Origin of the sequence: Microcoleus sp. OTE_8_concoct_300, assembly GCF_031383065.1 — a bacterium.
In the GTDB taxonomy this organism is placed as follows: Bacteria; Cyanobacteriota; Cyanobacteriia; order Cyanobacteriales; family Microcoleaceae; genus Microcoleus.
Window position 1 is genome coordinate 39395 of record NZ_JANMZH010000505.1, and the last position, 14857, is coordinate 54251.

A 14857-nucleotide genomic window follows, 5' to 3' on the forward strand; every position below is an offset into this window, starting at 1 on the left:
TTAATTATTAGAAGGTGAATCTTCAGCCGGATCGGAACCTTTCAATTTCGGCTCCCGGTTCCGTTCTCCCGGTTCTTGAGAATTGAGAGAACGCCTGTTCAAACCATCGGAACCAAAGGAAGAATTGCTGTATTCGGCACCGGGCGATCGACCCTTAGCATTAGCTGTCGGCCAGTATTGCCTGTAAAGCAATTCCAGTTCATTTCCCGCTTTGCGAAATATTTTTGCCTGGTTGAACAAAAAAGCTTGAAAGATCCGATAAAACGCCAAGCTAAAAATTGCTACTACCATCCCAGTAGCAGTCGTGATCAGCGCCTCGCTAATCCCCAAAGTTACGCCAGTTGTTGCCGACGTGCCGATGTCGCCCAGACGGATGGAACTGAGCGAGTTAATCAAGCCCAAAACTGTTCCCAGCAAGCCCAGCAAAGGGGCTAGAGCGATCGTAGCTTCTAAGATTTTGTCGCCGCGGCGCATCGAAGCCAACTCTTCATCGGCGGAGGCTTCGAGTGCGAGTCGAAATAAGTCGGGTTCAGGGTTGTACAGGCGCAGCGGTGCAGATAGAAATCGCCCGATCGGCTGTCGGTTAGCTTGTCTGGCAATCTCGCTAGCCGCCCCCCAATCGCTGCGAGCCGCTTCAAGAATACGGTTAACTATCTGCTTTTCTTTGCTCAGGAGGCTCGCCCAAAACCACAAGCGCTCGATAATTGTACTCAAAGATAGAATCGATAACACTAACAGGGGCCACATGGCGGGGCCACCTTTTTGAAACAGTTCTTGAATATTCACAGTATTTTTACTCCTGCATAACCGGCTTGGCTTTGCTTCTGTTGTACTTTTTTTAACAAATTTAAGGCCATTTAATTTTAGCTATTAATGTACTGTGCTCCGGGGCCGATCGACCGTTGGCGATCGACTAATTCCTCACAACTCGTCTAAATCTTGACACATATCTTGCAGCGACTGGTGTTGAAGGCGACGGGAAGAGCGGCGATACTTTTTAGTTTGCAGCTTCGGTTCGTATTGCTGCGTACCATCCGACTTGGTTTGCTGTTTCAAACTCGCCTCGGCACTACTAGAGTTTTGCTCTTGTTGCTGGCGGACGATCGCCTCGGAGAGAAAATTCAAGTAATAATCGTAGCGCTCCCAAGAGCCCCGCACGACACAGTTAGGCTCGTCTCGGTGCGAACAGTCGCTAAACTGGCAGCTACCCAAAGCCAGCCTCTGGCGCGCTTCTGGGAAATATTCAGCTAACTCGGACGGGTCGCATTCGAGAGCCGGCTGATTAAAGCCCGGAGTATCCGCCAAAAGTCCGCCACCGGGGAGTTCAAATAGTTCTACGTGGCGAGTCGTGTGGCGCCCGCGGCCGAGTTTGCCGGAAACAGCGTTCACTCGCAGATTCAGAGCCGGGATCAGTTGGTTGATCAAGCTGGACTTGCCAACCCCTGAAGGGCCACAAATTACCGTTATTTTCCCTTGTAAGTGCTGCAGAAGGAAGTTCGGCAACGGGTCATGTACGGAATTTAACGGATCTAACTGATAGACCGAACTTGGAAGCAGGGGGTTATCCTCAGAAATCACGCTAGATTGCTCTATTTTCTCCGTTAAGTCATGGCAGGCTGGTTTTGATGCAGAAACTTCATTTTTACTTTCTTCGGTGGCTTCCTGGACTCCGGCACCGCTGCGGACGCTAATAAACATTGGTTCGTAGCCCCAGCCTGAAAGTCGATCGCGCCACTGTTCCAACTCCTGGGGCGTCACCAAATCGCATTTGTTGAGGCACAAACTCACCTCTAAACCTGTAGATTCTGCCTTGACTAAAAACCGAGTTAATGATGCGGGGTCTAAGTCGGGTTCGGCGAGGGCAAAAACCAGGAGAATGCGATCGGCATTAGCTACAGGCGGGCGGTTGAGTTCTGTTTGGCGCGGGAAGACTTCAGAAATTGCACCCCGGCGGTCAGTCCAGTCGGGTTCGTCTACCACCACCCGATCGCCCACCATCACCTGTTGGCCAATTTTTTTCAGTCGAGTGCGACGAGTGCACAGGAGAGTCGGAGAATCAGCCAGGGGAGCATTTTTCCCGTCAATCGAGACTGGGGGATCTAACCTCACTTGGTAGAAGTTAGCCTGAACAGCAATTACAGTACCGACGATCGAGGGCGAATTCAGGCTCATCCTGCTTCCTTGTTTTCTGGGCGCTGCACTTTCATTGCAAAAAAGCCCGACTCCGGCTCATCCGCGACAAATTGCGTTTCGAGAATCTGGTAGCCTTCCATTTTGAGACTATCGGGTACTTGTTCGATCGGCTCTCCAGCGTCCAGCCACACCTCCAAAACAGCACCCGGTTCCATTTGCTCCAAGCGCAGTTTAGTGCGGACAAAATTGAGAGGACACGGAGTACCACGCAGATCAATTTTGGCATCTGGGGATTTGGGACTTTCAATTTTCGATGTTGAATTCATAATGTTTTTCGCAATCTCCAATCCTGAAAGGCTTAGTTTTTTAAACAAGTTGCGTGGAAACTGGAGAATCTAAAATTTTGTGTCCAATTGGACACAGATTATTATTCTTTCTCGAAGTTGTGTGTCCAATTGGACACAGATTATTATTTTTTCTGCAAAAAATGAGCGCAATTGCGCTCACTTTTTTGAGCGCTACTGAAACCCAATGCCCCGGAACCGTCCCACCTGCCATTTTTGTGGGCACTTGTGCACAATTTTTTGACGGCTGTTGAAACAAATTGCCCCGGAACCGTCCCACCTGCCATTTTTGTGGGCAATTGCGCACAAATTTTTAACGGCTGTTGAAACAAATTGCCGGGGAATCCTCAAACAGGAAAATTTGACACCCATGGGTGTCAAAAATTGTTTATTTCTGAAACAAATTGCCCAGAAATCCTTCCAAACCGCCTTTACCAGTACGATCGCCCTTCAGTTTAGCAAGCTGCATCAGCAACTCCCGTTCCTCAGCAGTCACCTTAGTCGGAATGTCAATAGACACCGTAATCAAATGATCGCCGCGACTGACTGGATTTCCCAACCGTGGCACCCCTTTTTTCTCCAGAGTCAGAACAGTATTCGCCTGAGTTCCGCTAGGAATCAACAATTCCGTCGGCCCGTCAACGGTTTCCACTTCCAACCGGCACCCCAAAATTGCTTGCAAATAACTAATCTTAACTTCCGAGTTAACGTTAGTGCCGTCCCGCTTAAATAGGGGGTCTTCATTCACAGCCAAGAACACGTAAAGATCCCCGGGCGGCCCGCCCAGTTTGCCAGCATCCCCTTCATTGGAAACGCGCAAGCGAGTACCGTTGTCAACCCCAGCCGGAATAGTGATTTTCAGCTTTTTCATCACTTCTTTCTGGCCCCGGCCGCCGCAAGTTTCGCACTTGTCCTCAATTACTTGCCCGGTGCCGTTGCAACTGGGGCAAACTGAAACTTGAGTAAAGCTGCCAAAAGGAGTGCGGGTAGCGCGTCGGACTTGACCGCTGCCGGTACAAGTCGAGCAGGTTTGGGGTCTGGTTCCCGGTTTGGCGCCGGTACCAGTGCAAGTTTCGCAGGTTTCTAGGTGCTTGATGCGGAGTTCTTTTTCCCCACCGAACACTGCTTCGCGAAACTCCAGCCGCAAGTCAAGGCGCAAATCGTCTCCGCGCACCGGCCCGCTGCGTCTGCGACCTTGTTGTTGACCGCCCCCCGGGCCCTGAAAACCCTGAAAGAAGCTTTCAAAAATATCGGCAAAGCTGTCGCCGAAGTCTTGGAAGCCCGGAGCCGCACCGCTCACGCCTGCTTCACCGAAACGGTCGAAACGGGCGCGGGTTTCCGGTTCTGAGAGTACCTCGTAGGCGCGGTTAATTTCTTTAAACCGCTCCTCGGCACCCTCTGTTTTGTTGACATCTGGATGGTACTTGCGAGCTAGGCGGCGGTAAGCACGCTTAATTTCTTCTTTGTCTGCGCTGCGAGAAACGCCTAATATTTCATAGTAATCACCGGCCATAGAGCTGCTTGCCTGGAGGTAAATAACAAAAAGTGTACGAAAAAGAAACGGGCAACCTTTCCTAAAATTACCGATTAAAAATTAAAAATTTTCATTGTTAATTTTTAACTTTTAATTTTTAGCTTTTCTGTTTTAAAGGAAAGGATTCATATCATCAACTTCAGGTTCCGGAACCTTTGGTTTTTGTTTTGACTGTGGATTTGGCGGTGGAGTTGGCTGTCGTTTTGACTGTCTATCCGGCTTTGGTTCCGGCTTTGGTTCCGGCTGCGCTGGGGGCGCCACCAGCAGCTCTTCTGTCTGCGAAATGCTGTCGGAGGTAGCTGCCACCTCTTCTAGTTTTGATTCTACTTCTGAGATCATCTCGCTTTCAACCGCTGCTCCTGGCGGGGCTACCCCGCTGCGGGGCAGCGAATAGACTGCTGTCCCGAGGGAGTATAGCAGTTGCTTGAAAGATTCGATTGCGGGCGTGAGTTCCTCGACTGTGATCTCGGGGTTAGCCATCGCCTCCCGCAAGGCTGCTGCTGCTGTTTCGGCTTCGGCCTTGAGGTCGTCGCTCAGCAGTTGGGCGTTGGTTTTTAAAGTTACACCACAATTATAGACCAGGGTGTCAGCTTGATTTTTGAGTTCGACGAGTTGAGCGCGCTTGATGTCCTCGTCGGCGTAAAGTTCGGCTTCTTGCCGCATCCGCTCGACTTCGGTTTCGCTCAATCCCCCTGTATTGGAAATTTGGATACTTTGTTCTTTTCCGGTTCCCTTGTCTTCAGCGGCCACTTTGAGAATCCCGTTGGCATCGATTTCAAAGGTAACTTCGATTTGAGGTACGCCGCGGGGGGCTGGGGGAATGCCTTTGAGCAGGAACTTGCCGAGACTTTTATTGTCTTTAACCAATGCCCGCTCGCCTTGGAGCACGTGAATTTCTACGGAGGTTTGCCCGTCTGCCGCCGTGCTGTACATTTGCGATCGGCTGGTGGGAATAGTGGTATTGCGATCGATTACTTTGGTGAACACCCCGCCCAAGGTTTCGAGTCCCAGGGAGAGTGGCGTCACGTCCAGCAGCAGCAAATCTTTGACCTCACCGCCCAACACCGCGGCTTGAATTGCAGCGCCTACGGCTACAGCTTCGTCGGGATTGACCGATTTATCGGGAGAAACGCCCCCAAAATACTTGCTAATTGCCTGTTGAACTGCCGGAATCCGGGTTGAGCCTCCCACTAAAATAATTCTGTCTATATCTTTCGGGGTCAAACTTGCGTCTTTGAGCGCTTGAGTCACCGGATCGATCGTCGCCTGCACCAAATGACCCACCAGTGATTCAAACTTAGCTTTGGAGAGTTCCATTTCCAGATGCTTGGGCCCTTTTTCGTCAGAAGAGATGAAGGGCAAATTGATTGAGGTGGAGTCCCGGTTGGAGAGTTCGATTTTCGCCTTTTCTGCCGCTTCTCGGAGGCGCTGCAAGGCCATTTTGTCTTGTGAGAGGTCAGTCCCTTCTTGAGTCCGGAAAGCTTCTACCAGCCACTGGACTATACAGTCGTCAAAGTCATCTCCTCCGAGATGGTTGTTACCGGAGGTAGCGTTGACTTCAAAAATTCCGTCTCCCAGTTGCAGGATCGAAACGTCAAAAGTACCGCCGCCCAGGTCAAAGACCAAGATTTTCTGTTCTATATTTTGCTTGTCGAGCCCGTAGGACAGGGCTGCAGCCGTCGGTTCGTTGACGATGCGCAGGACTTCTAGGCCGGCGATCGTACCGGCGTCTTTAGTAGCTTGCCGCTGGGCATCCGTGAAGTAGGCTGGCACTGTAATCACGGCTTGCGTAACAGTTTGTCCCAAATAAGCTTCAGCATCTTGCTTGAGCTTTTGGAGTACCATTGCCGAGATTTCCTGGGGAGTGTGAACCTTGTTCCGAATTTGGACGTTAACGGTGTCGTCTTTGCCTTTTATGCAGGTATAGGGAGTCCGGGAGCGTTCTTCTTCCGTGTCGTCCCACCGCCGTCCGATAAATCGTTTGATGCTGTAGACAGTATTTACAGCATTAGTTACAGCTTGCCGCTTGGCCAATTGACCTACTAAGCGATCGCCACCCTTGCCAAATCCTACTATACTCGGAGTTGTGCGGCCGCCCTCGGAATTGGCGATCACGACAGGTTTACCACCCTCTAGCACAGCTACGCAACTGTTAGTCGTGCCTAAGTCAATTCCAATAATTTTTCCCATAGCGCCTCATAAAACTTTGTGGGATGTTTGTAAACCTCCAACTACAGGTTGGGGGAGGAAAAACTACTCAGCTTGTTCAAACAAGCATCACCAGACCAGATTTGTAGGAAATAAACTTGATGTCAATCAGGCAATATCAAAGACGGGTAAAAACATTTTTCATAATTTATTTTTTGAAAAAGCGCTTACCTGCTTTTAGTCATCAATTAAGAAGTTGGTGAGTCTGCCGCCTTATGGCCCCCGAATAGAATTCGGGGGTCAGTGACTTTGAGGAATGCAGTAGCTTGTATCCCGATTAACTTTCCGAACTATCGGGATTTTCATCTGAGGCTACCACAGATAGCCCAGCCGCTGCAACTTTCACTTTGGCGTGTCGCAACACGCGATCGCCCAGAATGTAGCCGCGTTCTAGTTCTTGGATAATTGTTCCTTCCTCGTGTTCGTCAGTTGGCTCACTTAGCAGAGCTTCGTGGAGGTTGGGGTCAAACTGTTCGCCTTCGGGGCGCATCGGAGAAACCCCAATTTGCTTGAGGCTGTCTACCATTTGCTTGTAAACGCTTTGGTAGCTTTTGTGAATGTTCATTTCGCCATCGGTTTGCGGCTTGATGTGCGATCGAGCGCGCTCGAAATTGTCAATTACCGGCAACAGGGGTTTGATCGTCAGACACCTTGCCTGTAAATCTAGCTCTTCTTTTTCCTTTTGGGTGCGCCTGCGGAAGTTCTCAAAATCTGCAGCTAGGCGGAGATTTTGATTTTTCAGCTCTTCTAGTTGAGCGGATGCGGCTTGCAACTGAGTTTTTAAAGCCTCTTTTTCATCGTTTGCCTGGGCCAGTTCCCTCTTCCAAGGCTCCGCCGCCTCTGCAGTCGGACTGTTGGTTGAACTGCCGGTGACGGTAGGCCCGGATGCGTTTGCTGGAGCGCGATCGTCCTGAGCACTTTGATAAGCTCGAGCAAGTTCGAGCTCCCAATCTGCTGCTCCGTTCGAGTTTCCTGGTGCCGGCGGATTTTCGCTTGCCATTGGCGAGTCCTCTGGGGAAACCCCAGTTGAGTTAGGATCTTGTTGATCTTGCTGTTTTTCGTCGTCAATCATCAGAACTATGGGTTTGAAACCCCGTCCTTTTAGGACGGCTTTACGTTGAATTGAATCCCCTCGCGGGGTGGAGGGGTATGGTTGGCCCAAGGCGTGAGGTATGGTTGCCTCAATCTCTTTTCGGAGTAGAAGAGACGACCTGCCAGGTCGTCTGTACTTCGCCAAGGTTTAGTGAGCGATCGCCGGTTGAAAGCACAGTTGAGCGTGACATACCGAACTGTTTAACTCTCAACGACAGAGCTCATGACTAGCTACGCATCAAGCGGGTGTCGTGACTCAAAAAACGTAGTCAGTTAAGATTCAGGCCCTAGGGGAACGGCTTGTTAGATTTCTCCTTTAAGCGTCATGCCTGATAGCTGAGGTTCCTGACAAAAGCTGCGCGACAGAACCCTATCAATTCTAGCAGATACATTTAACCCGGTAAATCTAGAGCACTCGAATTTACTTTGTATGGCACCATGTGAAAACAGGAAATCTCGCCAGATGTGGAGGCATTTCTCAAAGCTTTCAATAAAATATTCAAAGGGCAGTTTAGATATTTACCTATAGTATGACTGCTGTCGGGGGCCACCAAAGGTTTGTGGCTGCCTAATTTTGGATTAACGCGATCGCATTTATAACAAGTTTTATAAGTATATTCTGCTGTTACGTCTACTAAAACCTTTCCCCATTAGGAGGCTTGATGCTTCAACGTTTGCCTAAAACGATAGTGACTTAAAGTTATCATCGGTCTGGCTATTTTAGTCGCAAGCTGAACCTGGCATTTTTTACCATTTGCTGCGTTTCCCAACTCGGGAGAAAGAGGAATTTGTGTTAAGTGACTAAGTAGTTAGCTGTGTGCTTGTGTAACTCAGATTCTATAGCAATCCTTGCAGGAGCCGTATTTTTTTTCCCCCACCCCAACCCTCCCCGAACTCGCTCGCTCGGGAGTAAGAAATTCACAAATGATTTAGGATTGCTATAGGTTGTTAATCTTGATGCGAATTGGGGCTGTTGTTTTTCTGAGTCGATACCGCCGAAGTCGCTTGAAGTCTCGAAATTTTGCCAGTAAAATGAGAGACATTAGCTGGTCTCGCCCAGGTGCTAATCTGTAGATACGATTGATATCTAATTTGCCTATTTCCAAGATTTGTGAACCGTCAAGCTTACGTCAGCAGATTTGAGATTGGAGACGGGGGTGTGAGCGCTGAGTCGAATGATTTGAGATTTACCCCACCGATGAATCTGGGAGCTGGAACAAGAGTCTAAAATTTGGGGCGGATGGCGACTCAAGGGGAAACTTGTATCCGTTTTCGGGCGCGGTGACAAAGATTCCGACAGCAGGGTTGAATCAAAGTAATATTGGCTGAAAAAAAACTAGATATCCTCAAAATCTGTGCAGGAGACTCATGTAGCTGATCGGGCAGTGCCCGATCGCAGATAATTAATCAAAATATATTTTAAAAGACAGATCGAGACTTTCGTAAAAGCTATCATCACACAACATAGCTCATCTTTAACCGAGTAAAGCTAACCGCGCCGCAACGGGCGCTGTATTTTGAGCAAACAATTTGGGAAAATAGAAGGAGCCTGATACGGCGACACACCCCGCCCCGCTTTTCTCTCCCGGTACGGGGGGCAATCCCCAAGTGATGTGCCCTGACGCTATAACGAGAGTATCCCGCAAGTTAATCAGGTAAGTAAGCAACGCCAGCACTTAACGAACAAGATCTGATTGCAAGCACCGACAAATCCCTCGAACGTCTCGTCAATTTGTGGACGAAGGTTAGAGGGAACTGCGAGCTTACACTTAACAGATAGGGATTGAGCAGGAACGTCAGTAACCCCGGTCTAAAGACACGGGGCTTGCAAGAGAAATCTGGCAAGCGGTACTGACCAGACTAAGGCTTAATTGCCTACGTTTTGAGAGTCACGACACCCTGTGGATGCGTAGCTAGTCCCTGGCTCTGTCCGAAGCACTTAAACAGTTCTAAGGTCACGGGAACAGTGTTGCAGGTCTAACAAGCTCTCAAAACATTGTCGAAGTACAGACGACCTGGCAGGTCGTCTCTTCTACCCCATTCATGGGAGGCTCAATTGAGCAAAATACTATGCGTACAGGATTGGAAGATTGGAAGCGGTAATTGTCCCGTTGAAAGTGCAATACAAAAGTACACTCCCGTTAACCAATCCCAAGGCGGTAGTAAATCAAAAATATAAAGCCGATGCTCAAAGCACGGGGTTTCTACCCATTTTTTCTGATGATTAAACGGGCAGATTACTTGCCTATTGACACAAACACCTAACACTGTTATATGGCTAACTTTTTATTAGAACTCGGTACGGAAGAATTGCCCGCATCTTTTGTCAGAAGCAGCGCCCAGCAGTGGCAGCGACTTGTACCTGCAACTCTGGCAGAACAATCCTTGACAAATGACTCAATTAATGTATACGCAACTCCGAGGCGTTTGGCAGTTCTGGTGAAAGGACTGCCAGTTCAGCAATTAGATAGAGAAGAAGAGGTAAAAGGGCCACCCGCAAGTTCGGCTTTTAAAGATGGAAAACCGACGAAAGCAGCGGAAGGTTTTGCGAAAAAGCAGGGCGTAGAAATTGATGCTTTGGAAGTTCGCGCTACCGATAAAGGCGATTTTGTTTTTGTACTCAAAAAGATTCCGGGGCGGAAGACAGCGGATATTTTGGCAGAACTTGTGCCGCAGTGGATTAACAAGTTAGAAGGCAAAAGATTTATGCGGTGGGCCGACGGAGATTTGAAGTTTCCGCGCCCGATTCGATCGATGGTGGCACTATTGGATGATACTGTACTGCCAATTACATTGGTGAGCGGTTCGGATACGGTCAAGAGCGATCGAATTTCCCAAGGACACCGGGTGTTACATACCCCCCCTACACCCCCCCTTGGCAAGGAGGGGACGGGGGGGGTCTCGATTCCGCAAGCCGAGGATTATGTCGAGTGTCTGCGGGCTGCTTGCGTAGAGGTCGATCGCACGCAGCGCAAAACTCAAATTAAAGCACAAGTAGAAGCCGCAGCAACAAAACAAGGCGGTTACGCCGACATTACAGAAGAATTGTTAGAAGAAGTCACCGACTTAGTAGAATGGCCGAACGCAGTTGTCGGCAAATTTGACGAAGAATTTTTGATATTGCCGCCGGAAGTAATCACCACAATTATTGTTACAAACCAGCGGTATTTTCCCATCCTCAAAAGCCCCGATCATCCCGAACTTCTGCCCTATTTTATTACAATTTCCAACGGATCTCCGGCTAAATTTGCGATTATTGCTGCCGGTAACGAGCGAGTAGTGCGGGCGAGATTGGCAGACGGTCAGTTTTTCTACAAAGCAGACTTGGCAAAGCCTCTAGAGGACTATTTGCCCAAGTTGGAAACAGTTACTTTCCAGGAAGATTTGGGGACAGTGCGCGCCAAGGTCGATCGCCTGTGCAAGATTGCCCGTTTAATTGTCAATCAACTGCAAATCACAGAGCAAGAGCAAGCTGATGTAGCGAGAGCAGCCTTACTTTGCAAAGCCGACCTCGTAACCCAAATGGTTTACGAACTTCCCGAAATGCAAGGAATCATGGGGCAGAAATACGCCTTAGCAAGCGGCGAATCAGAAGCAGTAGCCACAGCAATTTTTGAACATTATTTACCCCGAGGTGCGGGCGACAACTTGCCGCAAACTCTCACAGGTCAAATTGTCGGAATAGCCGACAAATTAGATACATTAGTCAGCATTTTCGGATTGGGAATGTTGCCGAGTGGTTCATCCGATCCCTTCGCTTTGCGCCGCGCAGCCAATGCAATAACTAACATTATTTGGGCTGCTCAGTTGCCAGTCAACTTGCACCAGTTGCTCGCAGAAGTTGTTGCCGGATTTACTGCAGCGCGGCCGGAAACACCAGGGGAGTTGCTGGCTCAGTTGTATGAGTTTTTTCTGCAAAGAATTCGGACTTTATTGCAAGAAGAAAAGAATGTAGATTATGATTTGGTAAATGCAGTTTTGGGAGAAAACGACCCAGAATATACTGAACGAGCATTGAGAGATTTGTTGGACGCACTGGAAAGAGCGCTTTTTCTGCAACAAATCCGCAATAACCAGACTTTGGATCTGATTTACGAAACAGTCAACCGTTCAACTCGTTTGGCGGCTCAAGGATCTTTGGATAAAATAGAATTGGAACCGAAAACGGCAGTGAAACCCGAGTTATTTCAAAAGTCGTCTGAACAAGCTTTTTACGATGCAGTAGTGCAGTTAGTGCCGCAAACGCAACTATCTAAACAAACTCGCAATTACCAGCAGTTGGTAGATAGTTTGACAGAGATTGCTCCGACTGTCAGCAACTTTTTCGACGGGCCAGAAAGCGTTTTGGTGATGGACTCCGACCCGGAAATTAAGCAAAATCGGTTGAATTTACTGGGTTTGCTGCGGAATCACGCGCGGGTGTTGGCTGACTTTGGGGCGATCGTCAATCGATTTTAGATTTGAGATTTTGGATTTTAGATGGCCGCCAAACGTTTTGATGTAATATCAAATCCATTGGTATCGGAATTACTCATTTCTATCTTCTCTCTGCTCCTCCTCTGTGCCCTCTGCGCCCTCTGCGGTTAAATGATCCAAAAAAAACCGTAACCGATATAAAAGGAAAAAACCAAGAAAATTCGCTCTCTCACACACACAACTTATGCCGATCGCTCATATCATTGGACTAGGAAAATCAGGAATTGCCGCCGCAAGACTGCTAAAACGCGAAGGATGGGAAGTAACCCTGAGCGATCGCTCATCTTCCCCAAACTTGCTCGAACAGCAACAGCAACTCGCTAACGAAGGAATTAAAGTTGAGTTAGGTAAATCTTTAGAACCAGTCGAATCTATAGAATTAATAGTAGTAAGTCCCGGCGTTCCCTGGGACAGTCCAGCATTAGTGCGCGCCAGAGAGTTAGGCATTGAAACAATAGGAGAAATGGCTCTCGCGTGGCGTTACCTCAAATCTCCTTGGGTGGGAATTACTGGCACTAACGGCAAAACCACTACTACTGCTTTAATTGCTGCTATTTTTGAAGAAGCCGGGCTTTACGCTCCCGCTTGCGGCAATATTGGCTATGCTGCGTGTGAATTAGCTTTAGCCGAAAAACAGCCGGATTGGGTAATCGCAGAAATTAGCAGCTATCAGATAGAATCCTCGCCCTTTGTAGCGCCGCGAATCGGAGTTTTGACGACTTTGACACCGGATCACCTCAGCCGCCATAAAACTTTAGAAAATTACTACAACATTAAAGCGCATTTGCTGAAAAAGTCTGAATTGCAAGTAATCAACGGCGACGATCCTTATTTGCGGCAGCAAGGAGTTGACATTTGGCCCGATGCGTGCTGGACGAGTGTCAAAGGTGAAAAAGAACTGTTGGGCGATGCAGCTTTTGGAGCGTACATCGAGAACGGTTGGGTAATAGCTCAAAGCGAGAAAATTCTGCCTGCTGAGTCTTTGCGGATGGTGGGAGAACACAATTTGCAGAATTTGTTAATGGCGGTAGCGGCGGCTAATTTAGCGGGGATAGATAAAAGTGCGATCGCCCGGGCGATCGCTAAATTCCCCGGAGTTTCGCACCGCCTCGAACACATCTGCACTTGGGAAGGCATAGATTTCATCAACGACAGCAAAGCTACTAATTATGACGCCGCCCAAGTCGGGTTGGCTTCAGTGAGCGCACCGGCGATTTTAATTGCCGGCGGCGACGCCAAAGAAGGATCCGATCGCGCATGGATTGATACAATAAAAGCAAAAGCTGCTGCGGTGCTGTTAATTGGAGATGCAGCGAGTCTTTTTGGCGATCGGCTCGAACAAGCAAATTACAAAGCTTGGGAAACTGTCGGAACAATGGAACGAGCAATCCCGCGAGCAGCAGAATTAGCCCAACAAAATCATGCTAAAGTAGTGCTACTTTCCCCAGCCTGTGCTAGCTTCGATCAATACCAAAACTTCGAGCAACGGGGCGATCATTTCCGCCAATTATGCCTCGAATCCCTAGTTTAGATATATCATTGTTCGCTGTGTACAAATTAAGATTGTTCTACACAGCGAACACTAACAAAATTAAATCTGCGTGCATCTGCGTCTATCCGCTTACATCTGCGGTTAAAAATTAAAACCTCTGATTGTAGCCAATCTACTTTAACTAACAGCCTTCCAAATATCCTTAATTCTAGCCTGCTGTTCCCATTCTAGCTCAGAAAAAACTAGCATCATTTCCTCATGAGTGTAATCAATAATGATTGCAGCCAATTGAGCCACAGTTTCCGCTGACAGCATTGCTAGTTTCAATTTGACCATTGCTTCTTTATCCATCAACAGTAAAGTTTTAATTTTTACCTCATTAAGATTTTAATTTTCCCTACAAATCTCTTTTATTTGTGCATTAAAACTAGCAATCTGAGCAGCATTTATTCTATCAGAATGCCGCGAGGATATTTTAATTTTTTTGCTGCAAATCTGAGAGAGCAATTTTTCATCAATCTCCAGAATATTGCCTTGGGAAGTGACATTTTGTTGCAACAAAGTTGCGATTTCTCTTTCCAGTTGGCGATAGCCTTGCTGAAAGAAATCTTGAGAGTTAGAACGAAACAAACCGCTATTGACTTGCTGAATTTGGCTAGGTGTCAGCGATTGAGCCGAGACAGCAGCCGGAAATCCCAAAAAAGATGCAGCTAGCCACCAGCTAAAAATTATCTGTTTGAGAATGCTGTTCATCACTGTCGGGAGGAGTTATTACCTCAGTTGGTTTCTCGTTTTCTGACTCGCTTGCTAATTCATCTTCTCGTTCAAGTTTTTCTTGCCACTCGACAAGCTGCTGAAAAAGTTTCGGGTTAATTTCAAATACGGGTTTGTTGGTTTCTGACATATTGACTCCTAACATTTATTACATTTAACTGGTTCCAGGGTTCTTCCTGGGAACCGCTTTCCAGAGGAAGAGCCTCGCTTTTTCTTTAGGAAAATTGGATACAGAGCCTCGGGATATGCGTTACAAGGAAGAGCCGGGAAACGAGTAGAGAAACAATTATGTCGATCGCAAGCTACGCTCAAACCTTCAGCAGCGACATAATTATGCCTGTTAAGGAACCACCAAGCAAAGCTAAAGTAGCTAAGGTACTAATGCCAAATCCAGCCGCTCTTTTTTCGGCAGCTTGATAGTAACCCCAAGCAAACAAAATGCGTCCAATTATCCAAACTGCGCCGATCCCGGCGCCCCAAATTGGGCTGATAAATTGCGAGAACAGCCACAGCGAGGGCAAAAATAGAATCATTTGCTCTAAGGTATTTTGCTGAACTCGCAACACTCGTTCAAAGTCGGGGTTTCCTGTCATCTGCGGGGGAGAAACTTTGTGTTTGAATCTAGCTCTGCCGACGTTGATGGTAACAACGAAGTAGAGAATTAATGCTGAAACAGTAATTAGACTAGGCCAAAGTGTCGCGTTTGCTTCTGCGAGCATGATTCGATATGATTGGGGTGGAGTAGATATCTTGATTATAAATCAATTATTGCCGATCGGGTTATTCATCGCCATCCCGTCATTC

General features: G+C 47.9%; 12 protein-coding genes. 2 read left to right on the forward strand and 10 right to left on the reverse strand.

Going from position 1 to position 14857, the window contains the following annotated elements; all coding sequences use genetic code 11:
- The 6 genes from ACUVJL_RS23265 to grpE form a co-directional block, all read right to left on the reverse strand.
- Complete coding sequence (locus tag ACUVJL_RS23265) at nt 1-786, reverse strand: MotA/TolQ/ExbB proton channel family protein (RefSeq protein WP_445248002.1); 786 nt, start codon at nt 784-786, stop codon at nt 1-3.
- A gap of 135 nt (nt 787-921) precedes the next feature.
- Complete coding sequence (rsgA, locus tag ACUVJL_RS23270) at nt 922-2172, reverse strand: ribosome small subunit-dependent GTPase A (protein ID WP_445248003.1); 1251 nt, start codon at nt 2170-2172, stop codon at nt 922-924.
- On the reverse strand, nt 2169-2459 hold the full coding sequence (locus ACUVJL_RS23275; RefSeq protein ID WP_445248004.1) for a sulfurtransferase TusA family protein: 291 nt from the start codon (nt 2457-2459) through the stop codon (nt 2169-2171). Before ACUVJL_RS23275 ends, rsgA begins: the two co-directional genes overlap by 4 nt.
- A gap of 406 nt (nt 2460-2865) precedes the next feature.
- Nucleotides 2866-3990: a molecular chaperone DnaJ gene (gene dnaJ / locus ACUVJL_RS23280; RefSeq protein WP_445248005.1), complete on the reverse strand. Its 1125-nt coding sequence runs from the start codon at nt 3988-3990 to the stop codon at nt 2866-2868.
- Nucleotides 3991-4122: 132 nt separating this feature from the next.
- Nucleotides 4123-6201, reverse strand: coding sequence for a molecular chaperone DnaK (gene dnaK, locus ACUVJL_RS23285; protein ID WP_445248006.1), 2079 nt, complete (start codon nt 6199-6201; stop codon nt 4123-4125).
- A gap of 295 nt (nt 6202-6496) precedes the next feature.
- Nucleotides 6497-7291: a nucleotide exchange factor GrpE gene (gene grpE / locus ACUVJL_RS23290; RefSeq protein ID WP_445248007.1), complete on the reverse strand. Its 795-nt coding sequence runs from the start codon at nt 7289-7291 to the stop codon at nt 6497-6499.
- Between the two features lie 2294 nt (nt 7292-9585).
- Between grpE and glyS the strand changes: the two genes are divergently transcribed.
- Nucleotides 9586-11769, forward strand: a complete 2184-nt coding sequence (glyS, locus tag ACUVJL_RS23295) for a glycine--tRNA ligase subunit beta (RefSeq protein ID WP_445248008.1) — start codon at nt 9586-9588, stop codon at nt 11767-11769.
- Nucleotides 11770-11971: 202 nt separating this feature from the next.
- A complete protein-coding gene (gene murD, locus ACUVJL_RS23300; protein WP_445248009.1) occupies nt 11972-13318 on the forward strand; it encodes a UDP-N-acetylmuramoyl-L-alanine--D-glutamate ligase in 1347 nt (448 codons plus the stop codon).
- A gap of 138 nt (nt 13319-13456) precedes the next feature.
- On the opposite strand, the gene ACUVJL_RS23305 is transcribed toward murD, so the two are convergent.
- From ACUVJL_RS23305 to ACUVJL_RS23320, 4 genes are all read right to left on the reverse strand, one after another.
- The gene (locus tag ACUVJL_RS23305) at nt 13457-13633 is read right to left on the reverse strand and encodes a hypothetical protein (protein WP_445248013.1); all 177 of its coding nucleotides are present in this window, start codon (nt 13631-13633) and stop codon (nt 13457-13459) included.
- A gap of 33 nt (nt 13634-13666) precedes the next feature.
- The gene (locus ACUVJL_RS23310) at nt 13667-14032 is read right to left on the reverse strand and encodes a hypothetical protein (protein WP_445248010.1); all 366 of its coding nucleotides are present in this window, start codon (nt 14030-14032) and stop codon (nt 13667-13669) included.
- Nucleotides 14001-14183, reverse strand: coding sequence for a hypothetical protein (locus tag ACUVJL_RS23315; RefSeq protein WP_445248011.1), 183 nt, complete (start codon nt 14181-14183; stop codon nt 14001-14003). The genes ACUVJL_RS23310 and ACUVJL_RS23315 overlap by 32 nt, the downstream gene beginning before the upstream one ends.
- A gap of 178 nt (nt 14184-14361) precedes the next feature.
- The gene (locus ACUVJL_RS23320; RefSeq protein ID WP_333330376.1) at nt 14362-14772 is read right to left on the reverse strand and encodes an MAPEG family protein; all 411 of its coding nucleotides are present in this window, start codon (nt 14770-14772) and stop codon (nt 14362-14364) included.
- Nucleotides 14773-14857: the final 85 nt, after the last annotated feature.

Excerpts from the sequence above, each read along its gene's own strand:
- rsgA (WP_445248003.1), bottom strand. The coding sequence starts at position 2,172 with ATGAGCCTGAATTCGCCCTCGATCGTCGGTACTGTAATTGCTGTTCAG.
- ACUVJL_RS23275 (WP_445248004.1), bottom strand. The coding sequence starts at position 2,459 with ATGAATTCAACATCGAAAATTGAAAGTCCCAAATCCCCAGATGCCAAA.
- dnaJ (WP_445248005.1), bottom strand. The coding sequence starts at position 3,990 with ATGGCCGGTGATTACTATGAAATATTAGGCGTTTCTCGCAGCGCAGAC.
- dnaK (WP_445248006.1), bottom strand. The coding sequence starts at position 6,201 with ATGGGAAAAATTATTGGAATTGACTTAGGCACGACTAACAGTTGCGTA.
- grpE (WP_445248007.1), bottom strand. The coding sequence starts at position 7,291 with ATGATTGACGACGAAAAACAGCAAGATCAACAAGATCCTAACTCAACT.
- glyS (WP_445248008.1), top strand. The coding sequence starts at position 9,586 with ATGGCTAACTTTTTATTAGAACTCGGTACGGAAGAATTGCCCGCATCT.
- murD (WP_445248009.1), top strand. The coding sequence starts at position 11,972 with ATGCCGATCGCTCATATCATTGGACTAGGAAAATCAGGAATTGCCGCC.
- ACUVJL_RS23310 (WP_445248010.1), bottom strand. The coding sequence starts at position 14,032 with ATGAACAGCATTCTCAAACAGATAATTTTTAGCTGGTGGCTAGCTGCA.
- ACUVJL_RS23315 (WP_445248011.1), bottom strand. The coding sequence starts at position 14,183 with ATGTCAGAAACCAACAAACCCGTATTTGAAATTAACCCGAAACTTTTT.
- ACUVJL_RS23320 (WP_333330376.1), bottom strand. The coding sequence starts at position 14,772 with ATGCTCGCAGAAGCAAACGCGACACTTTGGCCTAGTCTAATTACTGTT.